Source organism: Parvibaculum sp., from assembly GCF_030694575.1.
In the GTDB taxonomy this organism is placed as follows: Bacteria; Pseudomonadota; Alphaproteobacteria; order Parvibaculales; family Parvibaculaceae; genus Parvibaculum.
This window is the reverse complement of the sequence record NZ_JAUYUS010000065.1, coordinates 1-26982: the sequence shown is the minus strand read 5'-3', so window position 1 is coordinate 26982 and position 26982 is coordinate 1. Positions and strand designations below refer to the sequence as shown.

Here is a 26982-nt window from a genome sequence, read left to right as displayed (position 1 = left end):
ATGGCCGAGGCCGCAGTGATGAAAGACGCCGCGCCCGCGACGCTGTCGCCGGGATACCGGCGCTACGCACTCATGATACTCGTGCTCGGCTATACATCGAGCCATGTCGACCGGAATATCGTCGGCATCCTGATGGAGCCGATCAAGGCGGACCTTCTCCTGTCCGACACCCAGCTCGGCTTTCTCTCCGGCATCGCTTTCGCCGTCTTCTATGCCACGCTGGGCATTCCGATCGCGCTTTGGGCTGATCGCGGCAACCGGCGCAACATCATCGCATGGGCGATTGCCATCTGGAGCGGCATGACCGCACTTTGCGGGCTCGCGACGAATTTCGTCCAGCTTGCGGCGGCGCGTGTGGGCGTCGGCATCGGCGAGGCGGGATCGAGCCCGCCTTCCCATTCCATGATCGCCGACATGTATCCGCCGAACGAACGCGCAAGCGCCATGGCGATCTATTCGCTCGGCGTCTATTTCGGCGTGATGATCGGCTTTCTCGTCGGCGGCTGGGTTGCGGTCTGGTACGGCTGGCGTGCGGCCTTCTTCGTCGTCGGCCTGCCGGGCCTCATCATCGCGGCGCTGGTGCGCTTCACGCTGGTCGAGCCCGAGCGCGGCGGGGCGGACGGCATGGCGCCCGAAAAGAGCGCGCCGCTCAATCTCCGCTCGGCAATCGCCGTGGTGAAGGACGGTTTCCATCACCTGTGGCGCACGGCGGCGGCGCGCCACGTCGTCATCGGCGTCACCATCACCTCCTTCGTCGGCTATGGCGGCGTCATGTGGGGTCCCGCCTTCCTCATCCGCACGCATGGCATGTCGATCGGAGAGGTCTCGACCTTCCTCGCGCTGCTGGTCGGCTTTGTCGGCGGCCTCGGCGCCTATGTCGGCGGCAGGCTGACCGACCGGCTCGCCCGCAAGGATACGCGCTGGAACACATGGGTCGTCGCCTGGGCGAAGGTACTTGTGGTGCCCTTCATCGTTGCCTTTTATCTCACCGACAACTGGCCGGCGTTTCATGTCGGGGGCTATCCGGTTTCGATCCTCTGGGTCATCTACATACCGATCTCGTTCCTCGGCGCCTTCTATCTCGGGCCGTCCTTCGCGATGATCCAGACGCTGACGCCGCCCGCGAAACGCGCGCTTGCCTCGGCCGTAATGCTCTTCATCATCAACATCATCGGCCTCGGCTTCGGTCCGCAATTCGTCGGCATCATCTCCGACGTGCTGAACCACAGCTTCGATTTCGGCAAGGAGTCGCTCCGGTGGGCGCTGTTCGGCACGTCGATGCTGAACCTCTGGGCGGCGGCGCATTATTTCCTCGCCGGCCACCATCTGAAGAAGGCGGCGTCGGGCGGCCATCGCGCCTGACGCTTCCGCACCAAAAGAAAGAGCCGCGCTTCAGGGCGCGGCTCTTTTCGTTCGCGGTGGCGGCTTCAGATCAAAGCGCGCCGTGGCAGTGCTTGTATTTCTTGCCGGAGCCGCAGGGGCAGGGGGCATTGCGCGCGGTCTTGCCCCAGGTGCGCGGGTCGAGCGGATTGGCGGCGACGCCCGGATCGTTTCGCACCGGGCGCTGCAGCGTCGCCACATCGCCGTCGCTCATCTCGTCTTCGCCCGTCAGGGGGTTCGTGTGGTGAGCGTGCATTTCCGGCAGCGGCTCTTCCTCGATCCGGGGCGGCGCTTCTGAAATGAACTGCGCAACCGATAGCTGCCGGGTCACATTTTCACGCAAGCGCGCCAGCAGGCTTTCGAAGAGTTCGAAGGCTTCGGACTTGTATTCGTTCAGCGGGTCGCGCTGCGCATAGCCGCGCAGGCCCACCGCCTGGCGCAGATGATCGAGCATCATCAGGTGTTCGCGCCAGTGCTGGTCGAGCGTCTGCAGCAGCACCGCTTTCTCGACCTGACGCATGAGGTCCGGCCCCACCTGCGCGGCCTTGGCGGCCATGTGGCGGTCGGACGCGGAATAGAGGCGTTCGCGGATTTCCTCTTCCGCAATCCCTTCTTCCTCGGCCCAGCTTTCCACGGGCAGGTCGAGGTCGAGGTTCTTCTTCACCTCTTCCTTCAGTCCCGCCATGTTCCATTGCTCGGCATAGGCCTTTTCAGGCACATGGGCGGCCACCATGTCGTCGATCACCTGACGGCGCATGTCGTCCACGGTTTCCGACACGTCTTCCGCCCGCATCAGTTCGATGCGCTGCTCGAAGATCGCGCGGCGCTGATCGTTCATCACGTTGTCGAACTTCAGGAGGTTCTTGCGGATGTCGAAGTTGCGCGCCTCGACCTTCTGCTGCGCCTTTTCAAGCGCCTTGTTGATCCAGGGATGGACGATCGCTTCGCCTTCCTCAAGACCGAGCTTCTGCAGCATGCCGTCCATGCGGTCGGTGCCGAAGATGCGCATCAGGTCGTCTTCGAGAGACAGATAGAATTTCGAGCGGCCCGGGTCGCCCTGACGGCCGGAGCGGCCGCGCAACTGGTTGTCGATGCGGCGGCTTTCGTGGCGTTCGGTGCCGATCACGTAAAGGCCGCCCGCTTCGAGCGCGAGCTGTTTCTTTGCCTCGATGTCGGCCTTCACTTCGGCGACCTTGCGCGCGTGCTCCGCTTCGTTCTCGATGCCGGCCGTTTCATCGGCCAGGCGCATGTCGAGATTGCCGCCGAGCTGGATGTCGGTGCCGCGGCCGGCCATGTTGGTCGCAATCGTCACGCTGCCGGGCACGCCCGCTTGCGCCACGATGTGCGCTTCCTGCTCGTGGTAGCGTGCGTTCAGAACTTTGTGCTTCACCTTCTTCTTTTTCAGAAGTTCGGAAAGCGTCTCGGACTTCTCGATCGAGGTGGTGCCGACGAGCACGGGCTGTCCGCGCGCCGCGCATTCCTCGATCTCGACGATCATCGCCTCGTATTTCTCGCGCGCCGTGCGATAGACCTCGTCGTCCTCGTCGATACGGGCGACGGGCCGGTTGGTCGGAATCTCCAGCACGTCGAGACCGTAGATGTCGCCGAATTCGCTTGCTTCCGTCAGCGCCGTACCGGTCATGCCGGACAGCTTTTCGTACATGCGGAAATAGTTCTGGAAGGTGATCGAGGCGAGCGTCTGGTTTTCCGGCTGGATCGGCACGCGTTCCTTGGCTTCGAGCGCCTGGTGCAGCCCGTCCGAGTAGCGGCGGCCCTCCATCATGCGGCCGGTGAACTCGTCGATGATGATGACCTTGCCGGCCTTGACGATGTAGTCCTTGTCTTTCTGGAAAAGCTTGTGCGCGCGCAACGCATTGTTCACGTGGTGAACGATCGAGATGTTCTCGATATCGTAGAGGTTGCCTTCGAGCAGGATACCGCGGCTTTTGAGAACTTCCTCGACGCGCTCGTTACCGTCCTCGGTGAGGTTGACGGTCCGCTGCTTTTCATCGAGTTCGTAATCGTCCTCGCCGATCTCGGGAATGACTTCGTCGATGGAAAGGTAGAGGTCCGACTTGTCGTCGAGAGGGCCTGAAATGATCAGCGGCGTCCGCGCTTCGTCGATCAGGATCGAGTCCACTTCGTCGACGATCGCGAAGCCGTGCCCGCGCTGCACCATCGAGGCGAGCTGGTACTTCATGTTGTCGCGCAGATAGTCGAAACCGTATTCGTTGTTGGTGCCGTAGGTGATGTCGGCGGCGTAGGCCGCGCGGCGCTGGTTGTCGTCGAGCCCGTGCAGGACAACGCCGACTTCGAGACCGAGGAAGCGGAAGACCTGTCCCATCCATTCGGCGTCGCGTTTGGCGAGATAGTCGTTCACGGTGACGACATGGACGCCCTTGCCCGCCAGTGCGTTCAGATAGGCGGCCAGCGTCGAGACGAGGGTCTTGCCTTCGCCGGTCTTCATTTCGGCGATGTTGCCGTCGTGGAGCACCATGCCGCCGATGAGCTGCACATCGTAATGGCGCTGGCCCAGCGTGCGCTTCGCGGTTTCGCGGACGACCGCGAAGGCTTCGGGCAGGAGTTCGTCCAGCGTCGCGCCGTCGGCGAGGCGCGCGCGGAATTCGGCCGTCTTGCCCCGCAGCGCATCGTCGCTGAGTGCGGTCACTTCCGGTTCGAGGGCGTTGATCGCCTCGACGCGGGCCTTGTAAGCCTTGATCCTTCGGTCGTTTGAAGAACCGAAAAGACGCTTGGCGAAGGCGCCCAAGCTTGCCATCAGGTGAAATTCCTCTTGCGGTGCGCCTTCGATGTAAGGGGGCGCCCCTCCCTTGTCAATCGAACGGGCTTTGCCGGCGGGCGCCGCAAGCGGCGCGAATGTGGGGAAATCCGCGCCAACGGGGAGCCTTGTGCGGCGCTTGTGTGGCCGATGCGCGCGGCCCATTATGGCGCGCCAAAATTCGGCCTCGTTATCTGTGCCTGATTGCCCGAAAGGCCCCCGCAGAGGGGTCTCCCGCCATTGTTACAGGAAGTTCATCCATGACCTTTTTCCGTCACGCCCCCGCCGCCATGGCGCTGATCCTGTCGCTCGCGGCGCTGCCGGCGGTTGCCCAGGAGGGCGAACCCTCGCCGGACGAGGCCATTGCCACGGTTAACGGCTCGCCGATCAGCTATTCCGACGTTGCGCTGGCGGATGAGGAAATGGGCGCGGCGCTGGCGCGGCTCGAGCCGGAGATGCGCTTCCAGTATCTCCTGGGCATGTTGATCGACCGCCGGGTGGTGGCGCTGGCGGCGAAGGAGAAGCATATCGACGACGATCCGCAGGTGAAGCGGCGGCAGGACTATTTCAACGAAAAGGCGCTGCGCGACGTCTATTGGGTCCAGCTCATGCAGGACAAGGTGACGGACGAGGCGGTCCGGTCCTATTACGACAAGAACATTGCCGGTGCCCCCGCGGAGCAGGAGGCCCATGCCCGCCACATTCTGGTGCAGAGCAAGGCGGAGGCGGAGAAGATCGCCGGTGAGATAAAGGCCGGCAAGGGCTTCGAGGAAGCGGCAAAGGAATATTCGAAGGACCCCGGTTCCGCCGATGGCGATCTCGGCTGGTTCCGCCGCGAGGAGATGGTGCCGGAATTCGGCAACGCGGTCTTTTCGATGACGCCGGGCGAGCTTTCCGAGCCGGTCGAAACCCAGTTCGGCTGGCATGTGATCCAGCTTGTCGAGCTGCGCGATCTGCCGAAGCCCGCCTATGAGGAGGCGCATGACGAGATCGTCCGCCAGCTTGCGCGGGAGGAAGGTCAAAAGCTCATGGAGAAATTGCGTGCCGATGCAAAAATCGAGATCGTCGGTGCCGAATCGGCTGCGGCGCCCTCTGGCGGACGCCCGCAGATCGTGCCACAGGAATGAAAGTCCAAAACGGATAGAGACGCGAGCAGGCGGAGCGGCGGATGGCGGTAAAGAAGACCACGCGGGCAGGCACCAAGACCTCGGTGAAGCCCAAGCGCAAGACAAGCGGCAAGGCCAAGGCGCGGCCGAAGGCCAAGGCGAAGCCGCACAGCAAGGCGAAGCTGCCGCGGGCGCAACGCAAGACCGCGCAGCCGAAAAAGCCCGTCCGAAAGGTGAAGCCCGCCGCGAAAGCCGCGAAGGCGGCGTCGAAGGTTTCTCCACTCGCGCCGAAATCGATGCCGAAGCTCTCGCCTGTCGGCGGCGTCCTGCTGGGCGCGACCGCCGCCGGCATCAAATATAAAGGCCGGACCGATCTTCTGGTCGCGAAGATGATCGAAGGCACGCAGGTCGCGGGCGTCTTCACGACCTCGAAGACGGCCTCGGCCCCGGTCGAGTGGTGCCGCAACAATGTGACCGAGGGGGGCGAGGGCCGGATGCTCGTCGTCAATTCCGGCAATTCCAACGCCTTCACGGGCAAGGCCGGCGTCGCGACCGTCAAGGCGACGGCCGCCGCCGCCGCGCAAGCGGGCAATTGCCGCCAGAAGGACGTCTTCATCGCCTCCACCGGCGTCATCGGCCAGCCGATGGATCCGGCTCCCGTCGTTGCCGGCATCGAGGCGGCGCTCGCGGGCGCCTCGGACGATGCGTGGGACGAAGCCGCCCGCGCCATCATGACGACCGACACCTATCCGAAAACCGCCACCCGCAAGGTGAAGATCGGCGGCGCGGAGGTCACGATCAACGGCATCGCCAAGGGGTCGGGCATGATCGCGCCCGATCTCGCGACCATGCTCGTCTTCATCTTCACCGATGCCGCGATCCCGGCGAAAATCCTGCAGACGCTGCTGTTGCTCGGCGTGCGCGACAGTTTCAACGCCATCACCGTCGACAGCGACACATCGACCAGCGACACCGTACTCGTCTTCGCGACGGGGGCGGCCATGAAGGACGAGGCGCCGATCGTGCGGGCGGGCGATGCGCGGCTCCGTGGTTTCCGTGCTGCACTCGACGAGATCATGCTCGACCTCGCGCATCAGGTGGTGAAGGACGGCGAGGGTGCGACGAAGTTCGTGAAGATCGCGGTCTCGGGCGCCGAGAGCCATCAGGCAGCGCGCCGGATCGCCATGACCATCGCCAACTCGCCGCTGGTGAAAACCGCGATCGCCGGCGAGGACGCGAATTGGGGCCGCATCGTCATGGCGGTCGGAAAGTCCGGCGAGGCCGCGGACCGCGACAGGCTCACGATCCGCATCGGCGGCGTCGATGTCGCCAAGAACGGCATGGCCGTCCCCGGCTACGACGAAACGCCGGTCGCCCGCCACATGAAGGGTTCCGATATCGATATCGAGGTCGATGTCGGCGTCGGCAAGTCGTCGGCCACGGTCTGGACCTGCGACCTCACCTACGACTACATCCGCATCAATGCCGATTATCGCAGTTGAGTGGGCGTTACCCGTTTTTAACTAAAAACATAAGCAAATCCCTCCGAATCCCTCGCGGATCGATTTTGCTACCAAGCGTTAACCGGAAAGTTCCAGCATGGCCGATAAGCGCGAAAGCCTGACGGGTGAGCAACGGAAGCTCCTGCTCGTCGCGGCCTGCGCGCTTGTCGATGCCGATGGGCGGGTGCTGCTTGCCCGCCGTCCCGAAGGCAAGCCTCTGGCGGGCCTGTGGGAATTTCCTGGCGGCAAGGTGGAACCGGGCGAGGTGCCCGAGGAGACCTTGATCCGTGAGTTGAAGGAAGAACTCGGGATCGACGTCGCGAAGGCGTGCCTTGCGCCGCTCACCTTCGCGAGCCACGCATATGAGGGGTTCCACCTCCTGATGCCGCTTTACGTATGCCGGCGCTGGGAGGGCCGGGTCCAGCCCCTCGAGGGACAGGCGCTCGAATGGGTGCGCCCGGCAAGGCTCCGGGAGTATCCGATGCCCCCGGCGGATGAGCCGCTGGTGGCGGTACTGCGCGACCTGCTCTAGCGGGCGCGAAGCAAGGGCAGGGGCGACCGCGATGATGAAGAAATTCTGGGCAGACGAGAGCGGCGCCACAGCGGTCGAATACGGACTGATCCTCAGTGCTCTTTCGATCGTCATCGCCATCGCCGTCGGCTCCGTGGGCGAGACGATTCGTGATGCGCTTTACGGAAAAATCTCCGACGCCCTCGCGCTTTAAGAGTTTTCGCCGCCCGGTCCGGCCTTTTCGCCGGCCTTGATTTCGCTGGCGCCGAGTGCGTCGGCAAGCCTTGTCTGCGCGCTTCCGGGCCTGAGCGGCTTCTGCTGGTCCTCATGCGGCGCCCAGCCCGTCGCAATCACGATATCGAAGGTCGCGGGTATCCGGCCGTCCGGCAGCCCGAATTTATCCCGGTAGATTTCCGCCATGCGCATCAGTGTGGCGCGGCGAAGCGGCGTCCGGCGGCGCTGGGCGAGCGCGTTCGTCTCGCCCATGCCGCGCAGCTCCGCCATCAGCCGGAATGGGTCGGCATAGCGCACCGTCACGCGGTCGGTATCGGCGACCGGCAGCGCGAAGCCCGCCCGCTGCAGCAGCGCGCCCACGTCGCGCAGGTCGGCAAAGGGCGAAACGCGCGGCGAGAGCCCGCCTTCCATTTCGATTTCGGCCTCCGTCAGCGACTGCCGGAGTTCGGTCAGCGTCTCGCCGCCGAACAGCGCCGCCACGAACAGCCCGTCCGGCTTCAGCGCGCGGCGTATCTGGATCAGCGCGCCGGGCAGGTCGTTCGCCCAGTGGAGCGAGAGAATGCTGGTCGCGAGGTTGAGGCTCGCATTGCCGAAGGGCAGCGCCTCCTCGTCCGCGACCACGCGAGGGGCGGGCGCCGAGCGCAGCATCGGCAGCGACATATCCGCGGAAACCAGCATGCCGATCTTTCCCGCCGCCGGTCCGCCCGCGCCGAGCGCCCGCGACAGCGCGCCCTGATGGCAACCGAGATCGGCGGCCACCGCGAAGTCGCGGTTCACGCCCGCGATCCGGTCGGCGATGTCCTCGGCCGCGCGGGCGACCAGAAAATCATGCGCGGCGAAGCCCGGCGCCGCGCGGTCGCGGCGGCGCCTCAGGGTCGCGCGGTCGAAGATAAGCATCTGGCTGTCGGGGGGCGGCGGCATGGCGCGCATCATGATGGCCGCGCCCGCCGCCCGCAAGGCCCTCGCGGGCATCAGCCATTGTGCTAGGATTTTTTCATGGGGCAGATGGCGGGGCTTGCGGGTTGGGTGGATGCGGCGAGGGCAGGTTTCGCCCGCTTCGCCGACCTCGCTCTGCCGCCGCTCTGCCTTTCCTGCGGGCGCGGGGTGGAGGTCCATGGCGCGCTTTGCGGTGCCTGCTGGGCGCGCATCGATTTCATCGAGCGGCCCTACTGCGAAATGACGGGCGTTCCGTTTCCCTACGACGCGGGGCAGGGCGCGGTCAGTGCCGCCGCGCTCGCCAGCCCGCCGGCCTATGCGAAGGCCCGCGCGGTCATGCGTTACAATGAAGGCTGTACCGCGCTCATCCACCGCTTCAAATACAGCGACCGCATGGAAGCCGCGCCCGCCTTCGCCCGCTGGCTCCTGCGCGCGGGCGGCGAGCTTCTCGCGGAGGCCGATATCGTCGCGCCGGTGCCGCTTCACAGTCGGCGGCTCTTCTCCCGCCGTTTCAATCAGTCGGCGGAACTTTCCCGCGCCGTTGCCCAACTTGCGGGCATAGCCTGCGTGCCGGGGCTTCTTGTCCGCGTGCGGGCGACGCGGCCCCAGGTGGGGCTTTCGGGCGATGCGCGGCGGCGGAACGTCGCCGGGGCTTTCCGTCTCGCGGGCGATGCGGCAGCCCTCGTCAAGGACAAGCGGATCGTCCTCATCGACGATGTCATGACCACCGGCGCGACGGCGGAAGCCTGCGCCCGTGTCCTCGTCCGGGCCGGTGCGCGGGAGGTTTCCGTGCTCTGCCTTGCCCGGGTTGTACCGGCTGGCGGCGCATCTATATGATGCAAGTGCCCGTTTTCGGGAATATTTGTCCCGTTGTTCAACCTGCCGGAGTGCCGCCATGGCGGATGTGACGATCTACACGACGATGATGTGTCCCTATTGCTTCCGGGCAAAGGGCCTGCTCGAGAAGAAGGGCGTCTCCTTCACCGAGATCGATGTCGGAATGGATGCGGACAAACGCCGGGAAATGATGAACCGCGCGCATGGCGGTCACACCGTTCCCCAGATATTCATCGGCGAGAAGCATGTCGGCGGCTGCGACGATCTCTATGAGCTCGACCGCACAGGCAAGCTCGACGCCCTGCTCGCCGCCTGAACGGCATGACGGCGTCCCCCAAATCCTTCACAGCCGCCTGCGTGCAGATGCGCGCCGGGCGCGACGTGGCGGCGAATGTCGCCGCGGCGGCTGCGCTCGTCTCGGAAGCGGCGGCGCAGGGGGCGGACTTTGTGCTGACGCCGGAGATGACCTCGCTCCTCGAAACGAAAAGCGACGACCTCTTCGCCCATACGCGGCCGGAAGAAGAGGACGAGGCGCTGCCCGTCTTCCGCGCACTCGCGGCGGAAAGGAAAATCTGGCTTCTGATCGGTTCGTTGCCGGTCAAGCTTGCGGAGCGCAAGCTTGCCAACCGCTCCTTCCTGATCTCGCCGGAAGGGGCCGTCACGGCGCGCTACGACAAGATCCATATGTTCGATGTCGATCTCGCGGGCGGCGAGAGCTACCGCGAGAGCAAGAATTTCGAGCCGGGCCGCGAAGCTGTGATCGCGGACCTGCCTTGGGGGCGGCTCGGTCTCAGCGTTTGCTACGATCTCCGCTTTCCGCAGCTCTATCGCACGCTTGCCCAGGCCGGTGCCGATTTCCTCACGGTGCCCGCCGCCTTCACCCGCCAGACCGGTGCCGCGCATTGGCACACGCTGCTGAAGGCACGCGCCATCGAAACGGGCTGCTTCGTCTTCGCGCCGGCACAGGGCGGGCGCCATGAGTGCGGCCGCGAAACCTACGGCCACAGTCTTGTCATTGCGCCCTGGGGCGAAATCATCGCCGAGGCGGATCACGACGAACCCGGTATCGTTCTCGCGGAGATCGATACGACCCGCATCGGCGAAGCGCGCCAGCGCGTGCCGAGTCTCGGGCACGATCGCGGTTTCAGCCTGCCGGTAAAAGCCCCCGCGAGGCAGGCATCATGATCCGCTATGCGCTTGTCTGCGAACGGGATCACGAATTCGATGGCTGGTTCGCCTCCTCGGAAACCTTCGACGCGCAGGTCGCGGCGCGCGACATTCTCTGCCCGCATTGCGGCAGCGGCGACGTGCGCAAGGCGCTGATGGCGCCGAGTCTCGGCAAGGGCACGAAGAACGGCTTGAAGATTCCGGATGCCTCGACGCCGGCCGAGATGGCGCAGAAGATGAGCATGAAGATGCTCGCGCTGAAGAAACACGTCGAGGAGAATTGCGATTATGTCGGCGACAAATTCGCCGAGGAAGCACGACGCATTCACTACGGCGAGACGGAGCATCGCGACATCTACGGCGAGGCGACGCTCGACGAGGCCCGCGAGCTGGTCGAGGAAGGCGTCGACGTCGCGCCGTTGCCGGTCGTGCCGCCGCGTCAGGCGAATTGAGGCTCTCTATTTACTGTCTTTGCCGGGCCCTCCTTTGTAATCAAGGAGGCCGGCAATCCAGAAGCCGCGAAGCGGCGTCTCACAAAACTGTTCAGAGCTTACTAGACCCCGAACACATCCCGTAAATTCGGATTGAGAAACTTCCCTTCCGGGTCGAGTTCGGCGCGCACTTCAAGAAAATCGTTCCACTTCGGATAAAGCGCCGCGAAGTCCGCCGCCTTCAGCGTGTTGAGCTTTCCCCAATGCGGGCGGCCGTCATGTTTGTGGAAGATCGGTTCAATGGCGCTGAAATAGGGCGTGTAGTCCGCTTCGTGGAAACGGTGCACGGCGATCGAGCAGCTTTCGCGCTTGTAGAAGGGGCTCAGCCAGGCGTCGTCCGGTGCCGTGGTGCGGAACTCGATCGGGAAGAAGACCTCGATATTGTTGTCTTCTATCGTCGCGACGATCTCGCGCAGCGCCTCTGGTCCTGCCTCCCGCGGCAGGTGATATTCCATTTCGTTGAAGCGCACATTGCGTTCCGCCGAAAGCGTCTTGTGCGAATAGTCGACGCGCTCCTCCGGCTCCATCCCGTCCATGATCGTCTGGATGACCCAGCGCCGGGCCGAGGGCGCCCAGCCGAGCCATTCCTGCAACTGCTGCAATTGCCGCAAGCCGTCATCGTCCTCGTTGACGGGCTCGGGCGTCTCCGCGTCGTCCGTTTCGTCGTTGATGATGCCGATGGTCATGCCGGAATAGGGCACATAGTAGAATTCGAAATTGCGGTGCTTCGCCCACAGTTCCGGCGCCTGCTCCAGCATCTCCTCCACGGGCGCGACCCATGTGCGCCGCTTCAGCTTGTAGAGCGGCCGCGCCTGCATCGTCGTCTCCGTCACGATACCGAGCGCGCCGAGCGACACGCGCGCCGCGTTGAGCAGGTCCGCGTTTCCTCCGTTGCAGTCAAGCGTCTCGCCCGCCGCCGTCACGAGCCGCAGGTCCGTCACGAAGCTCGACAGCGAGCCCAGTTCGGCGCCCGTGCCGTGAGTCGCGGTCGAGATCGCACCCGCGATCGTCTGCTTGTTGATGTCGGGCATGTTGTCGAGCGCGAGGCCGTTTCCCGCCAGCATTGCGGCCATGGCGCCAAGCCGCGTACCGGCCTTGAAGGTCGCGCGATGCGTCGCCGCGTTATGCGAGACATAGCCGCTCAGGCGGTCGAGGGAGACGAGCGTGCCTTCCGTGGGCACGAGCGGCGAGAAGGAATGCCCGGCCCCGACCGCGCGGATCGGCGTCGCGCTCCTTGCGACGAGTTCGGCCAGTTCCGCTTCGCTTTCGGGCACGCTGCGAAGGGCCGGCGTGCAGCTCTGTCCGCCCGACCAGTTCTTCCACGGGATGACGCGGCGCGGCTCGTCGGCGAAGGCGCTGGTCAGCGCGGCCGGTATCGCGCCGGTCGCGGCCAGTGCCGAAGCGCTTGCCGCATATTGCAGCAGGTGGCGGCGCGAGATTTTCATTCCTTCGTCTCCCCGTTCTTTTCGCCGGCGGCGGGCGACGCCATGAAATGCGTCAGCGCGATGAAGTCGCCGGCGTCGCATTCGATGCACTGGCCGAGCGGCGGCATGCCGTTGAAGCCGTTCACGATGTTGTCGAGCAATTGGTCGTCGCCCTTGGCGATGCGCGGCGCCCATGCCGCTTCGTCATGCGTTTGCGGTGCGCCGGTTGCTGGGTCCTCGTGGCATGTGCTGCAACTATGTTCGTAAAACGCCGCCGCGCGCGCGTCGAGCACCACGGGCGCAGCCGCTTCCTGCTCCTCGCCGCATCCCGCCAATCCCGCCAGCACAAGCCCCGCCAGCACGGCGCGGCGCCATCCCCGATGCCCCATCTGTCCCCCGTCTAGTCCCGCGCCCGCTCCGCAAGCGCCATGTAGTTTACGTCCGTGTCGCCCGAGAGCGACCATTTGTCGGTGAGCGGATTGTAGCTCACGCCGGTCAGTTCCTTCAGCGTCAGCCCGGTGCTCGCGATCCCGGCCTTCATCTCGTTCACCGTGATGAATTTCTTCCAGTCATGCGTGCCGCGCGGGACCCAGCCGAGAATATATTCCGCACCCACGATCGCCAGCGCATGCGCCTTCAGCGTGCGGTTGAGCGTCGCCACGAACATGAGCCCGCCGGGCCGCAACATGCCCGCGCAATCCTTCAGGAAGCTCACGGGGTCGGCGACGTGTTCGATCACCTCCATGTTGAGGATGACGTCGAAGCTCTCGCCCCCTTGCGCCAGTGCTTCGGCCGTGGTGCAGCGGTAATCGATGTCGAGGCCCTGTTCGGCGGCATGGACGGACGCGGTCTTTATGTTCTTCTCCGAGGCGTCGGCGCTCACCATGGTGGCTCCGAGCCGCGCCATCGGTTCGGAGAGCAGGCCCCCGCCGCAGCCGATGTCGAGGAAGCGCAGGCCCTCGAAGGGGCGTGTGGATTTCGGGTCGCGGCCGAAATGCGCCGTTGCTCGCTCGCGGATATAGGAGAGCCGGGTCGGGTTGAACTTGTGGAGCGGGCGGAATTTGCCCGCCGGGTCCCACCATTCGGCGGCCATGGCCGAAAATCGGGCGATCTCGCCGGGGTCGATGCTCGAGCGCGCCGCTTTATGCGTTGTATCGGCCATTTTGCCAGCCTTCCCCTGCGTCTTTGTGGGTTTTTGCCGCATTTTGCGCCGGTTGCGGCTCCGCCCGGGGGCCTGTATGTATGGCCGCGCCCGGCGGCCCGGCTCCCATCTTCGAACACCATCTTCGATCTGGGGAATGATATAGGGCGTTCCGCCCGGTCCGGTCCAGAGCGCCGGGAATTGTTGACGGGGCCATGCGCCCAGGGATGTGGATGAGGCGATGGCCAGACTGGTCATGAAATTCGGCGGTACCTCGGTGGCGGACATCGAGCGGATCCGCAATGTGGCGCAGCATGTGAAGCGCGAAGTGGATGCGGGCCACGAAGTGGCGGTTGTCGTCTCGGCCATGGCCGGCACGACCAATCAGCTCGTCAGCTGGGCGCGCGAAACGGCGCCGCTCCATGACGCACGCGAATACGACACCATTGTCGCGAGCGGTGAGCAGATCACGGTCTCGCTGCTGTCCATCGAGCTCCAGCGTATCGGCATACCGGCGCGCTCATGGCTCGGCTGGCAGATACCGATTCGCACCGACGGCGCGCATGGCGCGGCGCGGATCCAGGAGATCGACGGTACCGAGCTCATAAGCCGCCTTTCCCAGGGCCAGGTCGCGGTCGTCGCGGGTTTTCAGGGCCTCGGCCCCGATAACAGAATCACGACGCTCGGGCGCGGCGGCTCGGATACGAGCGCGGTCGCCATCGCGGCGGCGATCGGCGCCGACCTCTGCGACATCTACACCGATGTCGACGGCGTCTACACGACGGACCCCCGCATCGTTGCGAAGGCCCGAAAGCTTGATAAGATCAGCTACGAAGAAATGCTGGAGATGGCGTCGCTCGGCGCCAAGGTGCTCCAGACCCGTTCCGTCGAGCTCGCTATGGTTCACCGGGTGCGCCTGCAGGTCCGCTCGAGCTTCGATGCGCCCGATGCCCCGTTCGGCGCGTATGGCGCGGGGGCCAACGGGCCCGGTACTCTAGTTTGCGACGAGGATGAAATCGTGGAACAGCAGGTCGTGAGCGGCATCGCCTACTCGAAGGACGAAGCCAAGGTGACGCTTGTCAAGGTTGAGGATAAGCCGGGCGTTGCCGCGCGCGTGTTCGGGCCGCTCGCCGACAACTCGATCAATGTCGACATGATCATCCAGAACGTGTCGGACGACGGCAAAAGCACGGACATGACCTTCACCGTGCCGCAGGCGGAACTGCACCGCGCGGAAGATGTTATCCGCAAGGCGCAGAAGGAAATCGGCTGCAAGGAAGTCAAGACCGATACGAACGTGGTCAAGGTCTCGATCATCGGCATCGGCATGCGCAGTCATGCCGGCGTCGCCAAGACCATGTTCCAGACGCTGGCGGAAAAGGGCATCAACATCCAGGCGATCACGACATCCGAGATCAAGGTCAGCGTGCTGATCTCTTCGGAATACACCGAGCTTGCCGTGCGCGCGCTGCACACGGCTTACGGTCTCGACGCCGAGTAGCGGGGAGGGCTCGTGAACCTCGCCTCTTTCCATATCCGCAGCAAACGGGATCCTGTCTGATGCCGGGCTCCGTGGGTGGTCCGCGCATTCTGCTCCGGAGGCTGCGCGAGGTCATGGCGGAGCCGGAGAGCGCGCAGAAGCGGCTCGACAAGATCGTCGTGCTGATCGCCTCCAACATGGTCGCGGAAGTCTGCTCGGCCTATCTCATGAACGGCGCGCGCGAGCTTGAGCTGTCGGCCACCGAAGGCCTGAAGCCGACGGCCGTCCATGCGACGCGGCTGAAGGTCGGCGAAGGTCTCGTCGGCGACATCGCCGCCCATGCGCGGCCCCTCAACCTCGCCGACGCGCAGTCGCATCCCGGCTTCGCCTACCGGCCGGAAACGGGCGAAGAAATCTACAAGTCGCTGATGGGCGTGCCGATCCTCCGGAGCGGCAAGGTCGTTGGCGTGCTGGTCGTGCAGAACCGCACCAAGCGGCATTACACGGAAGAAGAAGTCGAGGCGCTGCAGACGGTCGCGATGGTGCTCGCCGAAGTCGTCGCCGCCGCCGATCTCGTCACCGAGCAGCAGGAAGAGCGCCTGCTCGGGCGGCCGACCTCCGTCCATATCGTCGGCGCCTCCTTCTCGGAAGGCATCGCGCTCGGCCATGCCGTGCTCCACGAGCCGCGCGTCCATGTGACGAAGCTGATCGCCGAGGATACCGAGCTTGAACTGAAGCGCCTCGAACAGGCGGTCTATGCGCTCCGGGGCTCCATCGACGACATGCTGGAGACGGAAGACCTCTCCCATGCGGGCGAGCACCGGGAGGTGCTGCAGGCCTATCGCATGTTCGCCAATGACCGCGGCTGGCTGCAGCGGATGCTCGAGGCGGTGAAGACGGGTCTGACCGCCGAAGCCGCCGTCGAGCGCGTGCAGAACGACACGCGCGCCCGGCTCCAGCGCGCGGCCGACCCCTATATCCGCGACCGGCTGCACGATTTCGACGATCTCGCGAACCGGCTGCTCCGCCAGCTCACCGGCGTCACGCTCGCCTCGCTGTCGGCGAACCTGCCGAGCGATGCCATCATCATCGCCCGCAACATGGGCCCGGCCGAACTGCTCGACTACGACAAGAGCCGGCTCCGGGGTCTCGTGCTCGAGGACGGCGCGCCCAACGCGCATGTCTCCATCGTCGCGCGCGCCTTCGGCATCGCCACCGTCGGCCGCGCCGAGGACATTCTCGAGAATATCGAGCCGGGCGACGCCATCATCGTCGACGGCGACACGGGCGAGATCTATATCCGTCCGTCGCAGGAAGTCATCGCCTCCTATTCGGAGAAGGCCCGCTTCCGCGCCCGCAAGCAGGAACAGTACAAGGAAATCCGGGGCGAGCCGTCGGTCACGCTCGACGGCCACGACGTTGCGCTCTACGTGAATGCCGGCCTGCAGGTCGACCTGCCGCATCTCGAAGAGGCGGGCGCCCACGGCATTGGCCTCTTCCGCACCGAGCTGCAGTTCATGATCGCCTCGACGCTGCCGTCGCTGCGCGAGCAGATCGAGCTCTACCGCGCCGTGCTCGACGCGGCAGGCGACAAGCCGGCCGTCTTCCGCACGCTCGACATCGGCGGCGACAAGATGCTGCCCTACATGAACCTCGCCGCGCTCAAGGAAGAGAACCCGGCGCTCGGCTGGCGGGCGATCCGCATCAGCCTCGACCGTCCGGCGCTGCTGCGCCACCAGGTGCGCGCGCTGCTGACAGCGGCGGCGGGCCGGTCGCTGCGCATCATGTTCCCGATGGTGGCGGAGGTCGCCGAATATTCCCGCGCCCGCGCCCTGGTCGACAAGGAACTCGCCCGGCTCGACAAGTTCGGCAAGGAGAGGCCCGCCTCGCTCGAAATCGGCACCATGCTCGAAGTGCCCTCGCTCGCCTGGCAGCTCGACGCGCTCCTGCCGCTGGTCGACTTCGTGTCGATCGGCTCGAACGATCTTCTTCAGTTCCTGTTCGCGTCCGACCGGGGCAATCCCCGCGTCGCCACGCGTTACGATTTCCTCAGCCCCGCCGTCCTCAGCTTCCTGCGTCACATCGTCGTCAAATGCGACGAACACAAGACGCCGCTCACGCTCTGCGGCGAGATGTCGGGCAGGCCGCTCGAGGCCATGGCGCTGGTCGGGCTGGGGCTGCGGCGGGTTTCCATGTCGCCGGCCGCCGTCGGTCCGGTCAAGATGATGGTCCGCTCGCTCGATGTGGGCCGCCTTGAAGCCTTCATGGCCGGTCTTTACGGGCTCCCGGACAGAAGCGTCCGCGCGCATCTCGCCGCCTTTGCCGAAGAGCATGGCGTCGCCGTCTGAAGCGCCGCGCGGGACCCCGCTCCCGTTCCCGCTGAATGGAACCTTAAAAATACCTTGATAATGATAGGTTTGGAGCAATCTCCGGTTGCGATTTGTCAAGACTTTTGTTCTATTCTGGGTTCTCAGATGCATTGGGCGATATGCGGAGGCCTGCTCGCGGGGGTGCGGCTGTCGCGTTTTGAAACGTCCATGGCAATTCGTGGGGCCGAACAGGCATCAAAACTACGCGGATTGAGATGGCTCAGCTCGGGAAGAGCCCGGAGAAATGAACAAAGTCACTATGCTGCCGACCGGAAACGATGGGTCGGAGCCTCGTCGGCGGCTGCATCTGCGCGACATCACAAACGAAGTTTCCGTCGAGGCGGAGTCCGTCGGCGCGGATCTGCGCGCCGCGCGGCTGCGCCGGGGCGAGGATGTTCGCAGCATCGCGCAGGCCTTGCGCATTCGCCGCGATCAGCTCGAAGCGCTTGAGGAAGGCCGCCACGACGCGCTGCCCGCCCGCGCCTATGCCGTCGGCTTCGTTCGTTCCTATGCGGAATATCTCGGCCTCGACAGCCGCCACGTCGTGGCGCGCTACAAGGCCGAACTCGATGCCCTGGAAGCAGCGGCGTCGGAACTCAACTTCCCGGACGCCGCCGAGGAGCGCCGCCTGCCCAAGGGCACGGCCCTCATCGTCGCGCTCGTCGTCGCGGCGGGCGCCTATGGCGGCTGGCTGCTGACGAAATCCACCGATGAAATGATGAGCGCCCGTGTCGCGGCCCCCGCGCCGGCGCCCGCCGCCGAAGAAGCGCAGACGCCCGCCGGCGCGCGCGGCGACAGTGCGTCCGCCGCCACCCCGAGCGCCGATGCCGTGCCGGTCGTGCGCATCCCGGGCCTCGCGCCGCAATCGATCTACGAGCCGGCCCCCGCGCCCGCGGCGGTCGACGCCGAAGGGCTCCCCCTTGAGGGCACAGGCGAGGTCGACATGGCCGCGCTTGAGGAAGCCGCCACGACGGAATTGCCGCCGCTGCCCGAAGGCACGCCCTACGGCGCCGAAAATGTCGACGGCCGCGTCGTCGTGCGTGCCCGCCGGGCCGGCGCCTGGATGCGCGTCGAGGACGGCACCGGGCAGGTACTCATCGAGCAGACCTTCAATGCCGGCGACAGCTACCGCGCGCCGTCTCGCCCGGGCGTCATTCTGGTCGCGCGCGACGCCAGCGCCTTCGAAATCATGGTCGACGGCCAGTCGCTCGGCCTCGCCGGTCCGCCCACGCTGGTCCTGACCGGCAAATCGCTGGATCACGCCGATCTTCTGGCCTCCATGCCGAAGCCGGCGGAAGCCGCCGTGCAGGGTGAAATCCTCACGGTCGAATAATCTTTCTCCTTCCACCCTCCCCCTATGGGAGGGTCAAACGGTCGAAGACCGTTTGGGGAGGGGTAAGCGCACATGACCCGGGTGACGGATAATCCGTGTGGCAAGGAGTCACCCCTCCCCGAAAAATTCTTCGCTTTGCTCGAATTTTTCGACCCTCCCACAGGGGGAGGGTGGCAGAGCGGAAGCCGTCCACGCCCGCGAAACGTGGGAAATATGCGTCGGCGCCATATTTCTGCTATGAGAAGGCAGGATGGTGCGGTTCATTGAAGCCGCGCCCGGAAGCCTCGTCCCCCGTGTGAGCCACATGCCGCGCGGCGCGTGTGAGAACCGACCGAGAAAATGAGCAGCAGCATCAGACCCTGGCGCGACATCATGCGCAGACCGAGCCGGCAGATCCATGTGGGGTCCGTGGCCGTGGGCGGCGATGCGCCGATTTCCGTCCAGACGATGACGAACACGCTCACCTCGGATGCGAAAGCCACCATCGAGCAGATCAGGCGCATCGAGGAGGCGGGCTGCGACATCGTCCGCGTCTCCTGCCCGGACGAAGATTCCACGAAGGCGCTGAAGGACATCGTCCGCGAGACGAAGATCCCGATCGTCGCCGACATCCATTTCCATTACCGACGCGCCATCGAGGCGGCGGAGGCGGGCGCCGCGTGCCTCCGCATCAATCCGGGCAATATCGGCTCGGCGGCGCGGGTGAAGGAAGTCGTGCAGGCCGCGAAGGATCACGGCGTCTCCATGCGTATCGGCGTCAATGCCGGGTCGCTCGAACGCGACCTTCTGGAAAAATACGGCGAGCCCTGCCCGGAGGCGATGGTCGAAAGCGCGCTCGATCACGCGCGTATCCTGCAGGATCACGATTTCCACGAATTCAAGATCAGCGTGAAGGCGTCAGACCCCTTCCTCACGGTCGCCGCCTATCAGCAACTTGCCGACGCCATCGATTGCCCGCTCCATATCGGCGTGACGGAAGCCGGCGGCCTGATGACCGGCACGATCAAATCCTCCATCGGCCTCGGCATGCTGCTCTGGGGCGGCATCGGCGACACGATCCGCGTCTCGCTCTCCGCCGATCCGGTGGAAGAAGTGAAAGTCGGCTTCGACATATTGAAGTCGCTCGGGCTGCGCCATCGCGGCGTCACCATCATTTCCTGCCCGTCCTGCGCGCGTCAGGGCTTCAACGTCATCGAGACGGTGAAGATTCTCGAAGAGCGCCTCGCGCATATCGCGACGCCGCTCACGCTCTCGGTCATCGGCTGCGTCGTCAACGGGCCGGGCGAGGCGGAGCAGACGGATATCGGTTTCACCGGCGGCGGCGCCGGTTCCGGCATGGTCTATCTCGCGGGTCTCACCGACCACAAGATCAGGAACGAGGAAATCGTCGAGCATCTCGTTTCGCTCGTCGAGGAGAAGGCGAAGGAAATCGAAGCGGCGAAGGAAGCTGCGGAAGCGGCGCTCGAGCCGCGCGCGCTTGCCGGGGATTAGCGAGGCTGGATCGAAATCCTTCCGCCCGCGTTCAATCCTTTTCCCCGAGACCGAAGTCACATGATTCCCGAAGAAAGACTCCAGAGCGTCGTCGCCCGCTTCGAAGCGGTGCAATCCGAAATGAATTCCGATGTGCCGCGCGACAGGTTCGTCGCGCTATCGAAGGAATTTTCGGAGCTTGAGCCCGTCGCCGCCGCGATCGGCAAGCTTCTCTCCCGGCGGCGCGAATATGCCGATGCCGAACAGCTTCTGCGCGTCCGCGACATGGCGGAGATGGCGAAGGAGGAGATCGCGCGGCTCAACGAGGAACTGCCGAAGCTCGAACACGACGTTCAGCTCATGCTGCTGCCAAAGGACGCCGCCGACGACCGCAACGTCATTCTCGAAGTGCGCGCGGGCACGGGCGGTGACGAGGCGGCGCTTTTCGCGGGCGACCTCTTCCGCATGTATGAGCGCTATGCCGCCGGTCAGGGCTGGAAGGTCGAGCTTATCGCTGCCTCCGAAGGCGAGATGGGCGGTTACAAGGAAATCATCGCGGGCATTTCCGGGGCCGGCGTCTATGCGAAGCTGAAATTCGAGTCCGGCGTCCACCGTGTCCAGCGCGTGCCGGTGACGGAGGGCGGCGGACGCATCCACACATCGGCGGCCACCGTCGCGGTTCTGCCGGAGGCCGAAGAGGTCGATGTCGATATCGAGGACAAGGACCTCCGCATCGACGTCTACCGCGCGTCGGGTGCCGGCGGCCAGCACGTCAACAAGACCGAAAGCGCGGTGCGCATCACCCATCTGCCGACCGGCATCGTGGTCGCGCAGCAGGACGAGAAGTCGCAGCACAAGAACAAGGCGCGCGCGATGCAGATCCTTCGTGCCCGAATTTTCGATGCCGAGCGCGAGCGGATCGACCGCGAACGCTCCGCCGCGCGCAAGGGGCAGGTCGGCTCCGGCGACCGGTCGGAGCGCATCCGCACCTATAATTTCCCGCAGAGCCGTGTCACCGATCACCGCATCAATCTCACCCTCCACAAGCTCGATCAGGTGCTCGAAGGCGAGGCGCTGGGCGAGCTGATCGACGCGCTCATTGCCGAGGACCAGGCGGCACGGCTGGCCGCAATGGGCGACGAGGCGTGACGGCGAGCCGCGATCATGCGATGCGAATGCTCGGCTGGCGCCTGAAGCAGGCGGGTCTGCCGACGCCGGAGCTCGATGCGCGTCTGCTCGTGCAGGCCGTCACAGGCGCCTCCGGCATCGAGATGATCCGGGAGCCCGGCACGCCGATGACGGCGGAGGAGGAAGAGCGCCTCGCCGCGTTCGAGCGCCGCCGGCTCGCCCGCGAGCCGGTATCGCGCATTCTCGGCATCCGCGAATTCTGGGGCCTCGCCTTCGCCGTCACGGCGGCGACGCTCGATCCGAGGCCGGACAGCGAGACGCTGATCGAGACGTCGCTGAAACTTCTCGAATCCGTCGTGCAGCCGCGCCTGCTCGATCTCGGCACCGGCACGGGCTGCCTGCTGCTCACGCTTCTCCACGAGCGGCAGGATGCGAGCGGCACCGGCGTCGATATTTCCGAAGCGGCGCTTGAGGTTGCACGGGAGAACGCCGCGCGGCTCGGTCTCGCCGGCCGCGCCGTCTTCCGTCAGGCTTCGTGGGCGGCGGGGCTTTCGGAAAAATTCGATCTCGTCATCTCGAACCCGCCCTATATCGCGAGCGGCGAGATTGCCGGGCTCGATCGGGACGTGCGCGAGTACGATCCGCTGCTCGCGCTCGATGGCGGCGCCGACGGGCTCGATGCCTATCGCGCCATTGCGGCCGCGCTCCCGGACACTTTGACGCAGGAGGGGGTTGCCGTCGTCGAACTCGGCCAGGGGCAGGCGGCGGCGGTACGCGATATCTTCGAAGCGGCGGGTTGCCCCGTGTTGCGCATCGTTCCGGACCTTTCGGGCACGCCCCGGGCGCTCGTTGCAGGCCTGCCACGACGATGATTTTCCGGGTTCCGGAAGGCAGAAATCGTTTGGAATCCGGGCTGTCAGGTACTAGGTTTCGGTTAGGGAAAACGAGCCGGGTGAATACGCCTCGCTCCTCGAACCCCGTCCTCCGAAAAACAGGGACGACAGTCCGGGCAGTCAGATGCCGTCCGGGCCGGGTTCGGAAGGTGCTGAAGGCGGCCCCGCATTTTAGATCGCATATCGAAGCGCCGGGCTGGTCGGGCGCGGTATGGGATCGGAACTTCTTAGCATCCGAATGACCGGTCCCTGATGGACGGCGAATCTGTGTGCTGGTGAAGTCCATCTCGCGAAAAGACCTCTCTATGTCTTCCCGCGAAGCTGGATCGGCGGCTGTGTGTGTAACACGCCGACCGCGCGAAGAAGAGCGCAATCGACTTTGGACGAAAGCGCTCGCATCTATCTCTAGGACAGAGTTCACACCGAATTACAGTTGAACCAGTAGCGAGAAATCAGACGATATGAGGCAGGGGCAAAACAACTCCAAGCGCTCTCGTGGACGCGGCCGCAAGCCGCAGCAGCATTCGGCCAACCGGGCTTACGACAGCAACGGTCCCGACGTGAAGGTCCGCGGTACCGCGGCGACTGTCTGCGAGAAGTACCAGCAGCTCGCGCGCGACGCGATCTCGGCGGGTGACCGCGTAACGGCGGAAAACTACTATCAGCACGCTGAGCACTATTACCGGCTTCTCATGGCCACGCAGCAGGGCCAGGAAGGCCAGCAGCGCCAGCAGAGCAGCCTCGGCTACCGGCCCGACGAAGACGAGGAGAGCGAGAACGAGGGCGATTACACGCCCGACGGTCCGCAGCCGCGTCATCCCGGCCAGCCCTGGCATCAGCAGGAAGGCCAGTCGCGCCAGAACGGCGGCCCGAACCAGAACAACAATGGTGGCGGCCAGAACCATCAGAACAACAATGGCGGCCAGATGAACGGCCGCCGCGACGACCGGCCCGAAAATGCCGAGAGCGATATGGACGACGAAGCCGCGGACAGCGCCGCCATGCAGGCGAGCGGTCAGGGCGAAGGTCAGCCGGCCGGTCAGGGTGGCGAGCAGGGCGAGGGCCAGCCGCGCCGCCGCCAGAACCGCCGCCGCCGTCCGCGCAGCGATGCGGCGGGCGGTGAACGCAGCGATGCCGCGCCGCGCGCCGAATCGGCGCCCGTCGTCGACAGCGCCGACTAAACCTGCTCTTCGAGAACGAGACGATCGCCGGGCCTCAATGTGCCCGGCGATTTTATTTCGGCGTAGAGGCCGAGATCGGCATGGCCCCAATGCTTCATCAGGGTCGCCGGAATTTCCATGTCGCGCGCCGCCGTCGCGGGGTCGACATTGGTCGCCGCGCAGCGCACCGTCTTGTGGATGCCCTGAAACCCCGCATCTCCCATCCGGAAGCGCCGTCCCACCCAGTCATGGTCCGCGAAGGGCGCCAGTCCCTCCACATAGACATTGGCGCGGAAGCGGAGCGGGTTCACATGCGCGCCGATCTTCTCCTCCAGCGCCCGCACGCTCGCCATGTTGATGATCGAGACGAGCTTCGCCGGCGCGTCCGAATGCGAGAAGCCCGGCGCATGGACGACGCGCGGGAGCCCGCGCAATTCCTTCTCCATATAGCCGCGCATGAAATCCTCCAGCGCCGCGCGCCCCTCCGCCGTCATGAGGTTCGCGCGCAGCACCTCGCTCCCGTCCTTCGCGACCGTCAGCGTCGTCGACGCGTCGTCGAAATGCGTCTTCAGCGCCGCCAGCCGCTCGTCGCGCATCAGCATCAGGAACTTGATCTTGGGAAAATGCTTCGGGTTCGCCGGGTCGAAATCGTGTTTGCCGTTCTCGATCGCGAAGGCGCGGTCCCAGGGGAAAGTTTCTCCAGCCTTGAGCGTTACCTCGGCCAGCGGCTCGGGCGAGAGACCCTTGACCGGGTAGCGGTAGAGGCCGACGATTGTGGCGCTGTCTCCCATGAGGGTCCTCGCTCGCCGGTAACGAATCCGGCAGGTTTCTGCGGCAAACTGACCGGGAGCTTGCCCCTTGTGTGGCCGCCGGGCAACGCCAATATCTGATCGGGCTCAATGCCTCGAAGAGGGTTGTGCCGTTGGATAAGGCGCATGAGACGACGCGGGGCGCGTATTCCCGGCCGTTTCGGAAGCGTGCTTGAAAGGGAAGATAAATGGATCTGGAAAAATATACGGATCGCAGCCGCGGCTTCATCCAGTCCGCGCAAGGGCTCGCGGTCCGCTCGGGGCATCAGCGCTTCACACCCGAACATCTGCTGAAAGTTCTGCTCGACGACGAGGAAGGCCTCGCGGCGGGTCTCATTCGCGCGGCCGGCGGCCGCCCGGACCAGGCGTTGCAGGGTGTCGAGACGGCGCTCTCCAAAATGCCGAAGGTCGAGGGCTCCGGCGCCGGCCAGCTTTATCTCGCGCCCGAAATCGCCAAGGTTTTCGATCAGGCCGAAAGCCTCGCGAAGAAGGCGGGCGACAGCTATGTCACCGCCGAGCGGCTGCTGCTTGCCATGCTGCTCACGCCGGGCACCGAATCGGAAAAGATCCTCAAGACCGCGGGCGTCACCGCGCAGTCGCTCAATGCCGCCATCGAAAGCGTCCGCAAGGGCCGCACGGCCGACAGCGCCAGCGCCGAGGATGCCTATGACGCCCTGAAGAAATACGCGCGCGACCTCACCGCCGATGCGCGGTCGGGCAAGCTCGACCCGGTGATCGGCCGCGACGAGGAAAGCCGCCGCACCATCCCGGTGCTGTCCCGCCGCACGAAGACCAATCCGGTGCTGATCGGCGAGCCGGGCGTCGGCAAGACCGCCATTGCGGAAGGCCTCGCGCTCCGCATCGTCAATGGCGACGTGCCCGAAAGCCTCCGCAACAAGTCGCTCATGGCGCTCGATCTCGGCTCGCTCATCGCGGGCGCGAAATATCGCGGCGAATTCGAGGAGCGGCTGAAGGCCGTGCTCGCCGAAGTGTCGTCGGCCGATGGCGGCATCATCCTCTTCATCGACGAGATGCACCAGCTTGTCGGCGCCGGCAAGACGGACGGCGCGATGGACGCCTCGAACCTCCTGAAGCCTGCCCTTGCGCGCGGCGATCTCCATTGCGTCGGCGCGACCACGCTCGACGAATACCGCAAATATGTCGAGAAGGATGCGGCGCTGGCCAGGCGCTTCCAGCCGGTCTTCGTCAACGAGCCGACGGTGGAAGACACGATCTCGATCCTGCGCGGCCTCAAGGAGAAGTACGAGCTTCACCACGGCGTCCGCATTTCGGATGCCGCGCTCGTCGCCGCCGCCACCATGTCGGACCGCTACATCGCCGACCGCTTCCTGCCGGACAAGGCGATCGACCTGATGGACGAGGCCGCCTCGCGGCTCCGCATGCAGGTCGATTCCAAACCGGAAGAACTCGACGAGATCGACCGCCGCGTCATCCAGCTCAAGATCGAGCGCGAGGCGCTGAAGAAGGAAAAGGATCAGGTATCCAAGGACCGGCTCGAAAAGATCGAGACGGAACTCGGCGAGCTCGAAAAGAAATCCGCCGATCTCGCCGCCGTATGGGCGGCCGAGAAGTCGAAGCTCGCCTCCGCGCAGAAGATCAAGGAAGAGCTCGACAATGCGCGCAACGAACTCGTGCAGGCGCAGCGCGCGGGCAAGCTCGAGCGCGCCTCCGAACTCGCCTATGGCATCATCCCGGGCCTCGAGAAGAAGCTCGCGGAAACGGAGAAGCGCGAAGAGAAGGGCGCGATGCTCGAAGAGGCCGTCACCGAGCAGCATATCGCGCAGGTCGTCTCGCGCTGGACGGGCATTCCCGTCGACAAGATGCTGGAAGGCGAGCGTGAAAAGCTGATCGGCATGGAAAAGGCGCTCGGCGCCCGCGTCGTCGGCCAGGCGGAAGCGGTCTCGGCCGTGTCGCGTGCCGTGCGCCGCGCGCGTGCGGGCCTGCAGGATCCGAACAGGCCCATCGGCTCGTTCCTCTTCCTCGGGCCCACCGGCGTCGGCAAGACGGAGCTCACCAAGGCGCTCGCCGAATTCATGTTCGACGACGATCAGGCGATCGTCCGCCTCGACATGTCGGAATATATGGAGAAGCACTCGGTCGCGCGGCTGATCGGCGCGCCGCCCGGCTATGTCGGCTATGAGGAGGGCGGCGCCCTTACCGAGGCCGTCCGCCGCCGGCCCTATCAGGTCGTGCTGTTCGACGAGATCGAGAAGGCGCACCCGGATGTCTTCAACGTGCTGTTGCAGGTGCTGGACGACGGGCGCCTGACGGACGGGCAGGGCCGCACGGTCGATTTCAAGAACGTGCTCATCATCATGACGTCCAACCTCGGCGCCGAATATCTCGCCGAGCAGAAGCCGGGCGAGGATGTCGAGGGCGTGCGCGATCAGGTGATGGATGTCGTGCGCTCGCGCTTCCGGCCCGAATTCCTCAACCGTCTCGACGAGATCCTGCTCTTCCACCGGCTCAGCCGCGAGCAGATGGACACGATCGTCGACATCCAGATCGGGCGGCTGCAGAAGCTCCTCAAGGACCGCAACATCCGCGTCGAACTCGACGATGCGGCGCGGACCTGGCTCGGGGATGCCGGCTACGATCCGGTCTATGGTGCGCGCCCCTTGAAGCGCGTCATCCAGCGCAACCTGCAGGACCCGCTCGCCGAACTGCTGCTGCTCGGCAAGATCGCCGACGGCGAAACGGTGCAGGTCTCGGCCGGCGCCACGGGCCTCATCATCGATGGCCACGAAGTCGGCGGCGCGAGTTTCGGCGAGGATTACGGCGACGCCGACAAGGGCCTGCGCGTCGTGCATTGAG

23 protein-coding genes are annotated in these 26982 nt (G+C 65.3%); 17 read left to right on the top strand and 6 right to left on the bottom strand.

Annotated elements, in window-relative coordinates; all coding sequences use genetic code 11:
• Positions 1–1362 (top strand): MFS transporter, encoded by a 1362-nt coding sequence (locus Q8S60_RS09990; protein ID WP_305274828.1) that lies wholly within the window; start codon positions 1–3, stop codon positions 1360–1362.
• Positions 1363–1432: 70 nt separating this feature from the next.
• On the opposite strand, the gene secA is transcribed toward Q8S60_RS09990, so the two are convergent.
• Entirely contained in the window at positions 1433–4156 is a 2724-nt protein-coding gene (secA, locus tag Q8S60_RS09985; RefSeq protein ID WP_305274827.1) for a preprotein translocase subunit SecA, read from the bottom strand.
• Positions 4157–4416: 260 nt separating this feature from the next.
• Here secA and Q8S60_RS09980 point away from each other — a divergent pair, with 260 nt between their 5' ends.
• From Q8S60_RS09980 to Q8S60_RS09965, 4 genes are all read left to right on the top strand, one after another.
• Complete coding sequence (locus tag Q8S60_RS09980) at positions 4417–5283, top strand: peptidylprolyl isomerase (protein ID WP_305274826.1); 867 nt, start codon at positions 4417–4419, stop codon at positions 5281–5283.
• A gap of 275 nt (positions 5284–5558) precedes the next feature.
• Complete coding sequence (gene argJ / locus Q8S60_RS09975) at positions 5559–6764, top strand: bifunctional glutamate N-acetyltransferase/amino-acid acetyltransferase ArgJ (RefSeq protein ID WP_305275114.1); 1206 nt, start codon at positions 5559–5561, stop codon at positions 6762–6764.
• Positions 6765–6861: 97 nt separating this feature from the next.
• On the top strand, positions 6862–7296 hold the full coding sequence (locus Q8S60_RS09970) for a (deoxy)nucleoside triphosphate pyrophosphohydrolase (RefSeq protein WP_305274825.1): 435 nt from the start codon (positions 6862–6864) through the stop codon (positions 7294–7296).
• Between the two features lie 31 nt (positions 7297–7327).
• Complete coding sequence (locus tag Q8S60_RS09965) at positions 7328–7489, top strand: Flp family type IVb pilin (RefSeq protein WP_305274824.1); 162 nt, start codon at positions 7328–7330, stop codon at positions 7487–7489.
• Here the strand turns inward: Q8S60_RS09965 and Q8S60_RS09960 are convergent.
• On the bottom strand, positions 7486–8481 hold the full coding sequence (locus Q8S60_RS09960; RefSeq protein ID WP_305274823.1) for a methyltransferase domain-containing protein: 996 nt from the start codon (positions 8479–8481) through the stop codon (positions 7486–7488). The genes Q8S60_RS09965 and Q8S60_RS09960 overlap by 4 nt on opposite strands.
• Positions 8482–8505: 24 nt before the next feature.
• Between Q8S60_RS09960 and Q8S60_RS09955 the strand changes: the two genes are divergently transcribed.
• From Q8S60_RS09955 to Q8S60_RS09940, 4 genes are read left to right on the top strand one after another with little or no spacing between them, the layout of a single operon-like run.
• Entirely contained in the window at positions 8506–9282 is a 777-nt protein-coding gene (locus tag Q8S60_RS09955; RefSeq protein ID WP_305274822.1) for a ComF family protein, read from the top strand.
• Between the two features lie 58 nt (positions 9283–9340).
• Positions 9341–9598 (top strand): glutaredoxin 3, encoded by a 258-nt coding sequence (gene grxC, locus Q8S60_RS09950; protein WP_305274821.1) that lies wholly within the window; start codon positions 9341–9343, stop codon positions 9596–9598.
• Positions 9599–9603: 5 nt separating this feature from the next.
• The gene (locus Q8S60_RS09945; protein ID WP_305274820.1) at positions 9604–10467 is read left to right on the top strand and encodes a carbon-nitrogen hydrolase family protein; all 864 of its coding nucleotides are present in this window, start codon (positions 9604–9606) and stop codon (positions 10465–10467) included.
• Positions 10464–10901 (top strand): DUF1178 family protein, encoded by a 438-nt coding sequence (locus tag Q8S60_RS09940; protein WP_305274819.1) that lies wholly within the window; start codon positions 10464–10466, stop codon positions 10899–10901. Before Q8S60_RS09945 ends, Q8S60_RS09940 begins: the two co-directional genes overlap by 4 nt.
• Positions 10902–11002: 101 nt before the next feature.
• Here Q8S60_RS09940 and Q8S60_RS09935 read toward each other — a convergent pair whose 3' ends face one another.
• Genes Q8S60_RS09935 through ubiG form a run of 3 tightly spaced genes read right to left on the bottom strand, consistent with a single transcriptional unit; the run spans position 11003 to position 13526 of the window.
• Positions 11003–12385, bottom strand: a complete 1383-nt coding sequence (locus tag Q8S60_RS09935; protein WP_305274818.1) for a D-arabinono-1,4-lactone oxidase — start codon at positions 12383–12385, stop codon at positions 11003–11005.
• Complete coding sequence (locus Q8S60_RS09930) at positions 12382–12753, bottom strand: cytochrome c5 family protein (RefSeq protein WP_305274817.1); 372 nt, start codon at positions 12751–12753, stop codon at positions 12382–12384. Before Q8S60_RS09930 ends, Q8S60_RS09935 begins: the two co-directional genes overlap by 4 nt.
• A gap of 11 nt (positions 12754–12764) precedes the next feature.
• Complete coding sequence (ubiG, locus tag Q8S60_RS09925; RefSeq protein ID WP_305274816.1) at positions 12765–13526, bottom strand: bifunctional 2-polyprenyl-6-hydroxyphenol methylase/3-demethylubiquinol 3-O-methyltransferase UbiG; 762 nt, start codon at positions 13524–13526, stop codon at positions 12765–12767.
• A 220-nt stretch (positions 13527–13746) separates the two neighbouring features.
• On the opposite strand from ubiG, the gene Q8S60_RS09920 reads away from it, so the two are divergent.
• From Q8S60_RS09920 to Q8S60_RS09890, 7 genes are all read left to right on the top strand, one after another.
• The gene (locus Q8S60_RS09920; protein ID WP_305274815.1) at positions 13747–15006 is read left to right on the top strand and encodes an aspartate kinase; all 1260 of its coding nucleotides are present in this window, start codon (positions 13747–13749) and stop codon (positions 15004–15006) included.
• A gap of 59 nt (positions 15007–15065) precedes the next feature.
• On the top strand, positions 15066–17333 hold the full coding sequence (ptsP, locus tag Q8S60_RS09915; RefSeq protein ID WP_305274814.1) for a phosphoenolpyruvate--protein phosphotransferase: 2268 nt from the start codon (positions 15066–15068) through the stop codon (positions 17331–17333).
• A gap of 265 nt (positions 17334–17598) precedes the next feature.
• Positions 17599–18687, top strand: coding sequence for a helix-turn-helix domain-containing protein (locus Q8S60_RS09910; protein WP_305668503.1), 1089 nt, complete (start codon positions 17599–17601; stop codon positions 18685–18687).
• Positions 18688–19026: 339 nt separating this feature from the next.
• Positions 19027–20178 carry a flavodoxin-dependent (E)-4-hydroxy-3-methylbut-2-enyl-diphosphate synthase gene (gene ispG, locus Q8S60_RS09905; protein ID WP_305274812.1) on the top strand — a complete coding sequence of 384 codons (1152 nt, stop codon included), beginning with the start codon at positions 19027–19029 and terminating at the stop codon, positions 20176–20178.
• A gap of 60 nt (positions 20179–20238) precedes the next feature.
• Positions 20239–21306: a peptide chain release factor 1 gene (prfA, locus tag Q8S60_RS09900; RefSeq protein WP_305274811.1), complete on the top strand. Its 1068-nt coding sequence runs from the start codon at positions 20239–20241 to the stop codon at positions 21304–21306.
• Positions 21303–22157: a peptide chain release factor N(5)-glutamine methyltransferase gene (gene prmC / locus Q8S60_RS09895; protein ID WP_305668502.1), complete on the top strand. Its 855-nt coding sequence runs from the start codon at positions 21303–21305 to the stop codon at positions 22155–22157. The genes prfA and prmC overlap by 4 nt, the downstream gene beginning before the upstream one ends.
• A gap of 482 nt (positions 22158–22639) precedes the next feature.
• Positions 22640–23359, top strand: coding sequence for a DUF4167 domain-containing protein (locus Q8S60_RS09890; RefSeq protein WP_305274809.1), 720 nt, complete (start codon positions 22640–22642; stop codon positions 23357–23359).
• Here Q8S60_RS09890 and Q8S60_RS09885 read toward each other — a convergent pair.
• On the bottom strand, positions 23356–24129 hold the full coding sequence (locus Q8S60_RS09885) for an MOSC domain-containing protein (protein ID WP_305274808.1): 774 nt from the start codon (positions 24127–24129) through the stop codon (positions 23356–23358). The genes Q8S60_RS09890 and Q8S60_RS09885 overlap by 4 nt on opposite strands.
• Positions 24130–24335: 206 nt before the next feature.
• Here Q8S60_RS09885 and clpB point away from each other — a divergent pair, with 206 nt between their 5' ends.
• The gene (clpB, locus tag Q8S60_RS09880; RefSeq protein WP_305668501.1) at positions 24336–26981 is read left to right on the top strand and encodes an ATP-dependent chaperone ClpB; all 2646 of its coding nucleotides are present in this window, start codon (positions 24336–24338) and stop codon (positions 26979–26981) included.
• The last annotated feature ends 1 nt before the right edge of the window (position 26982 follow it).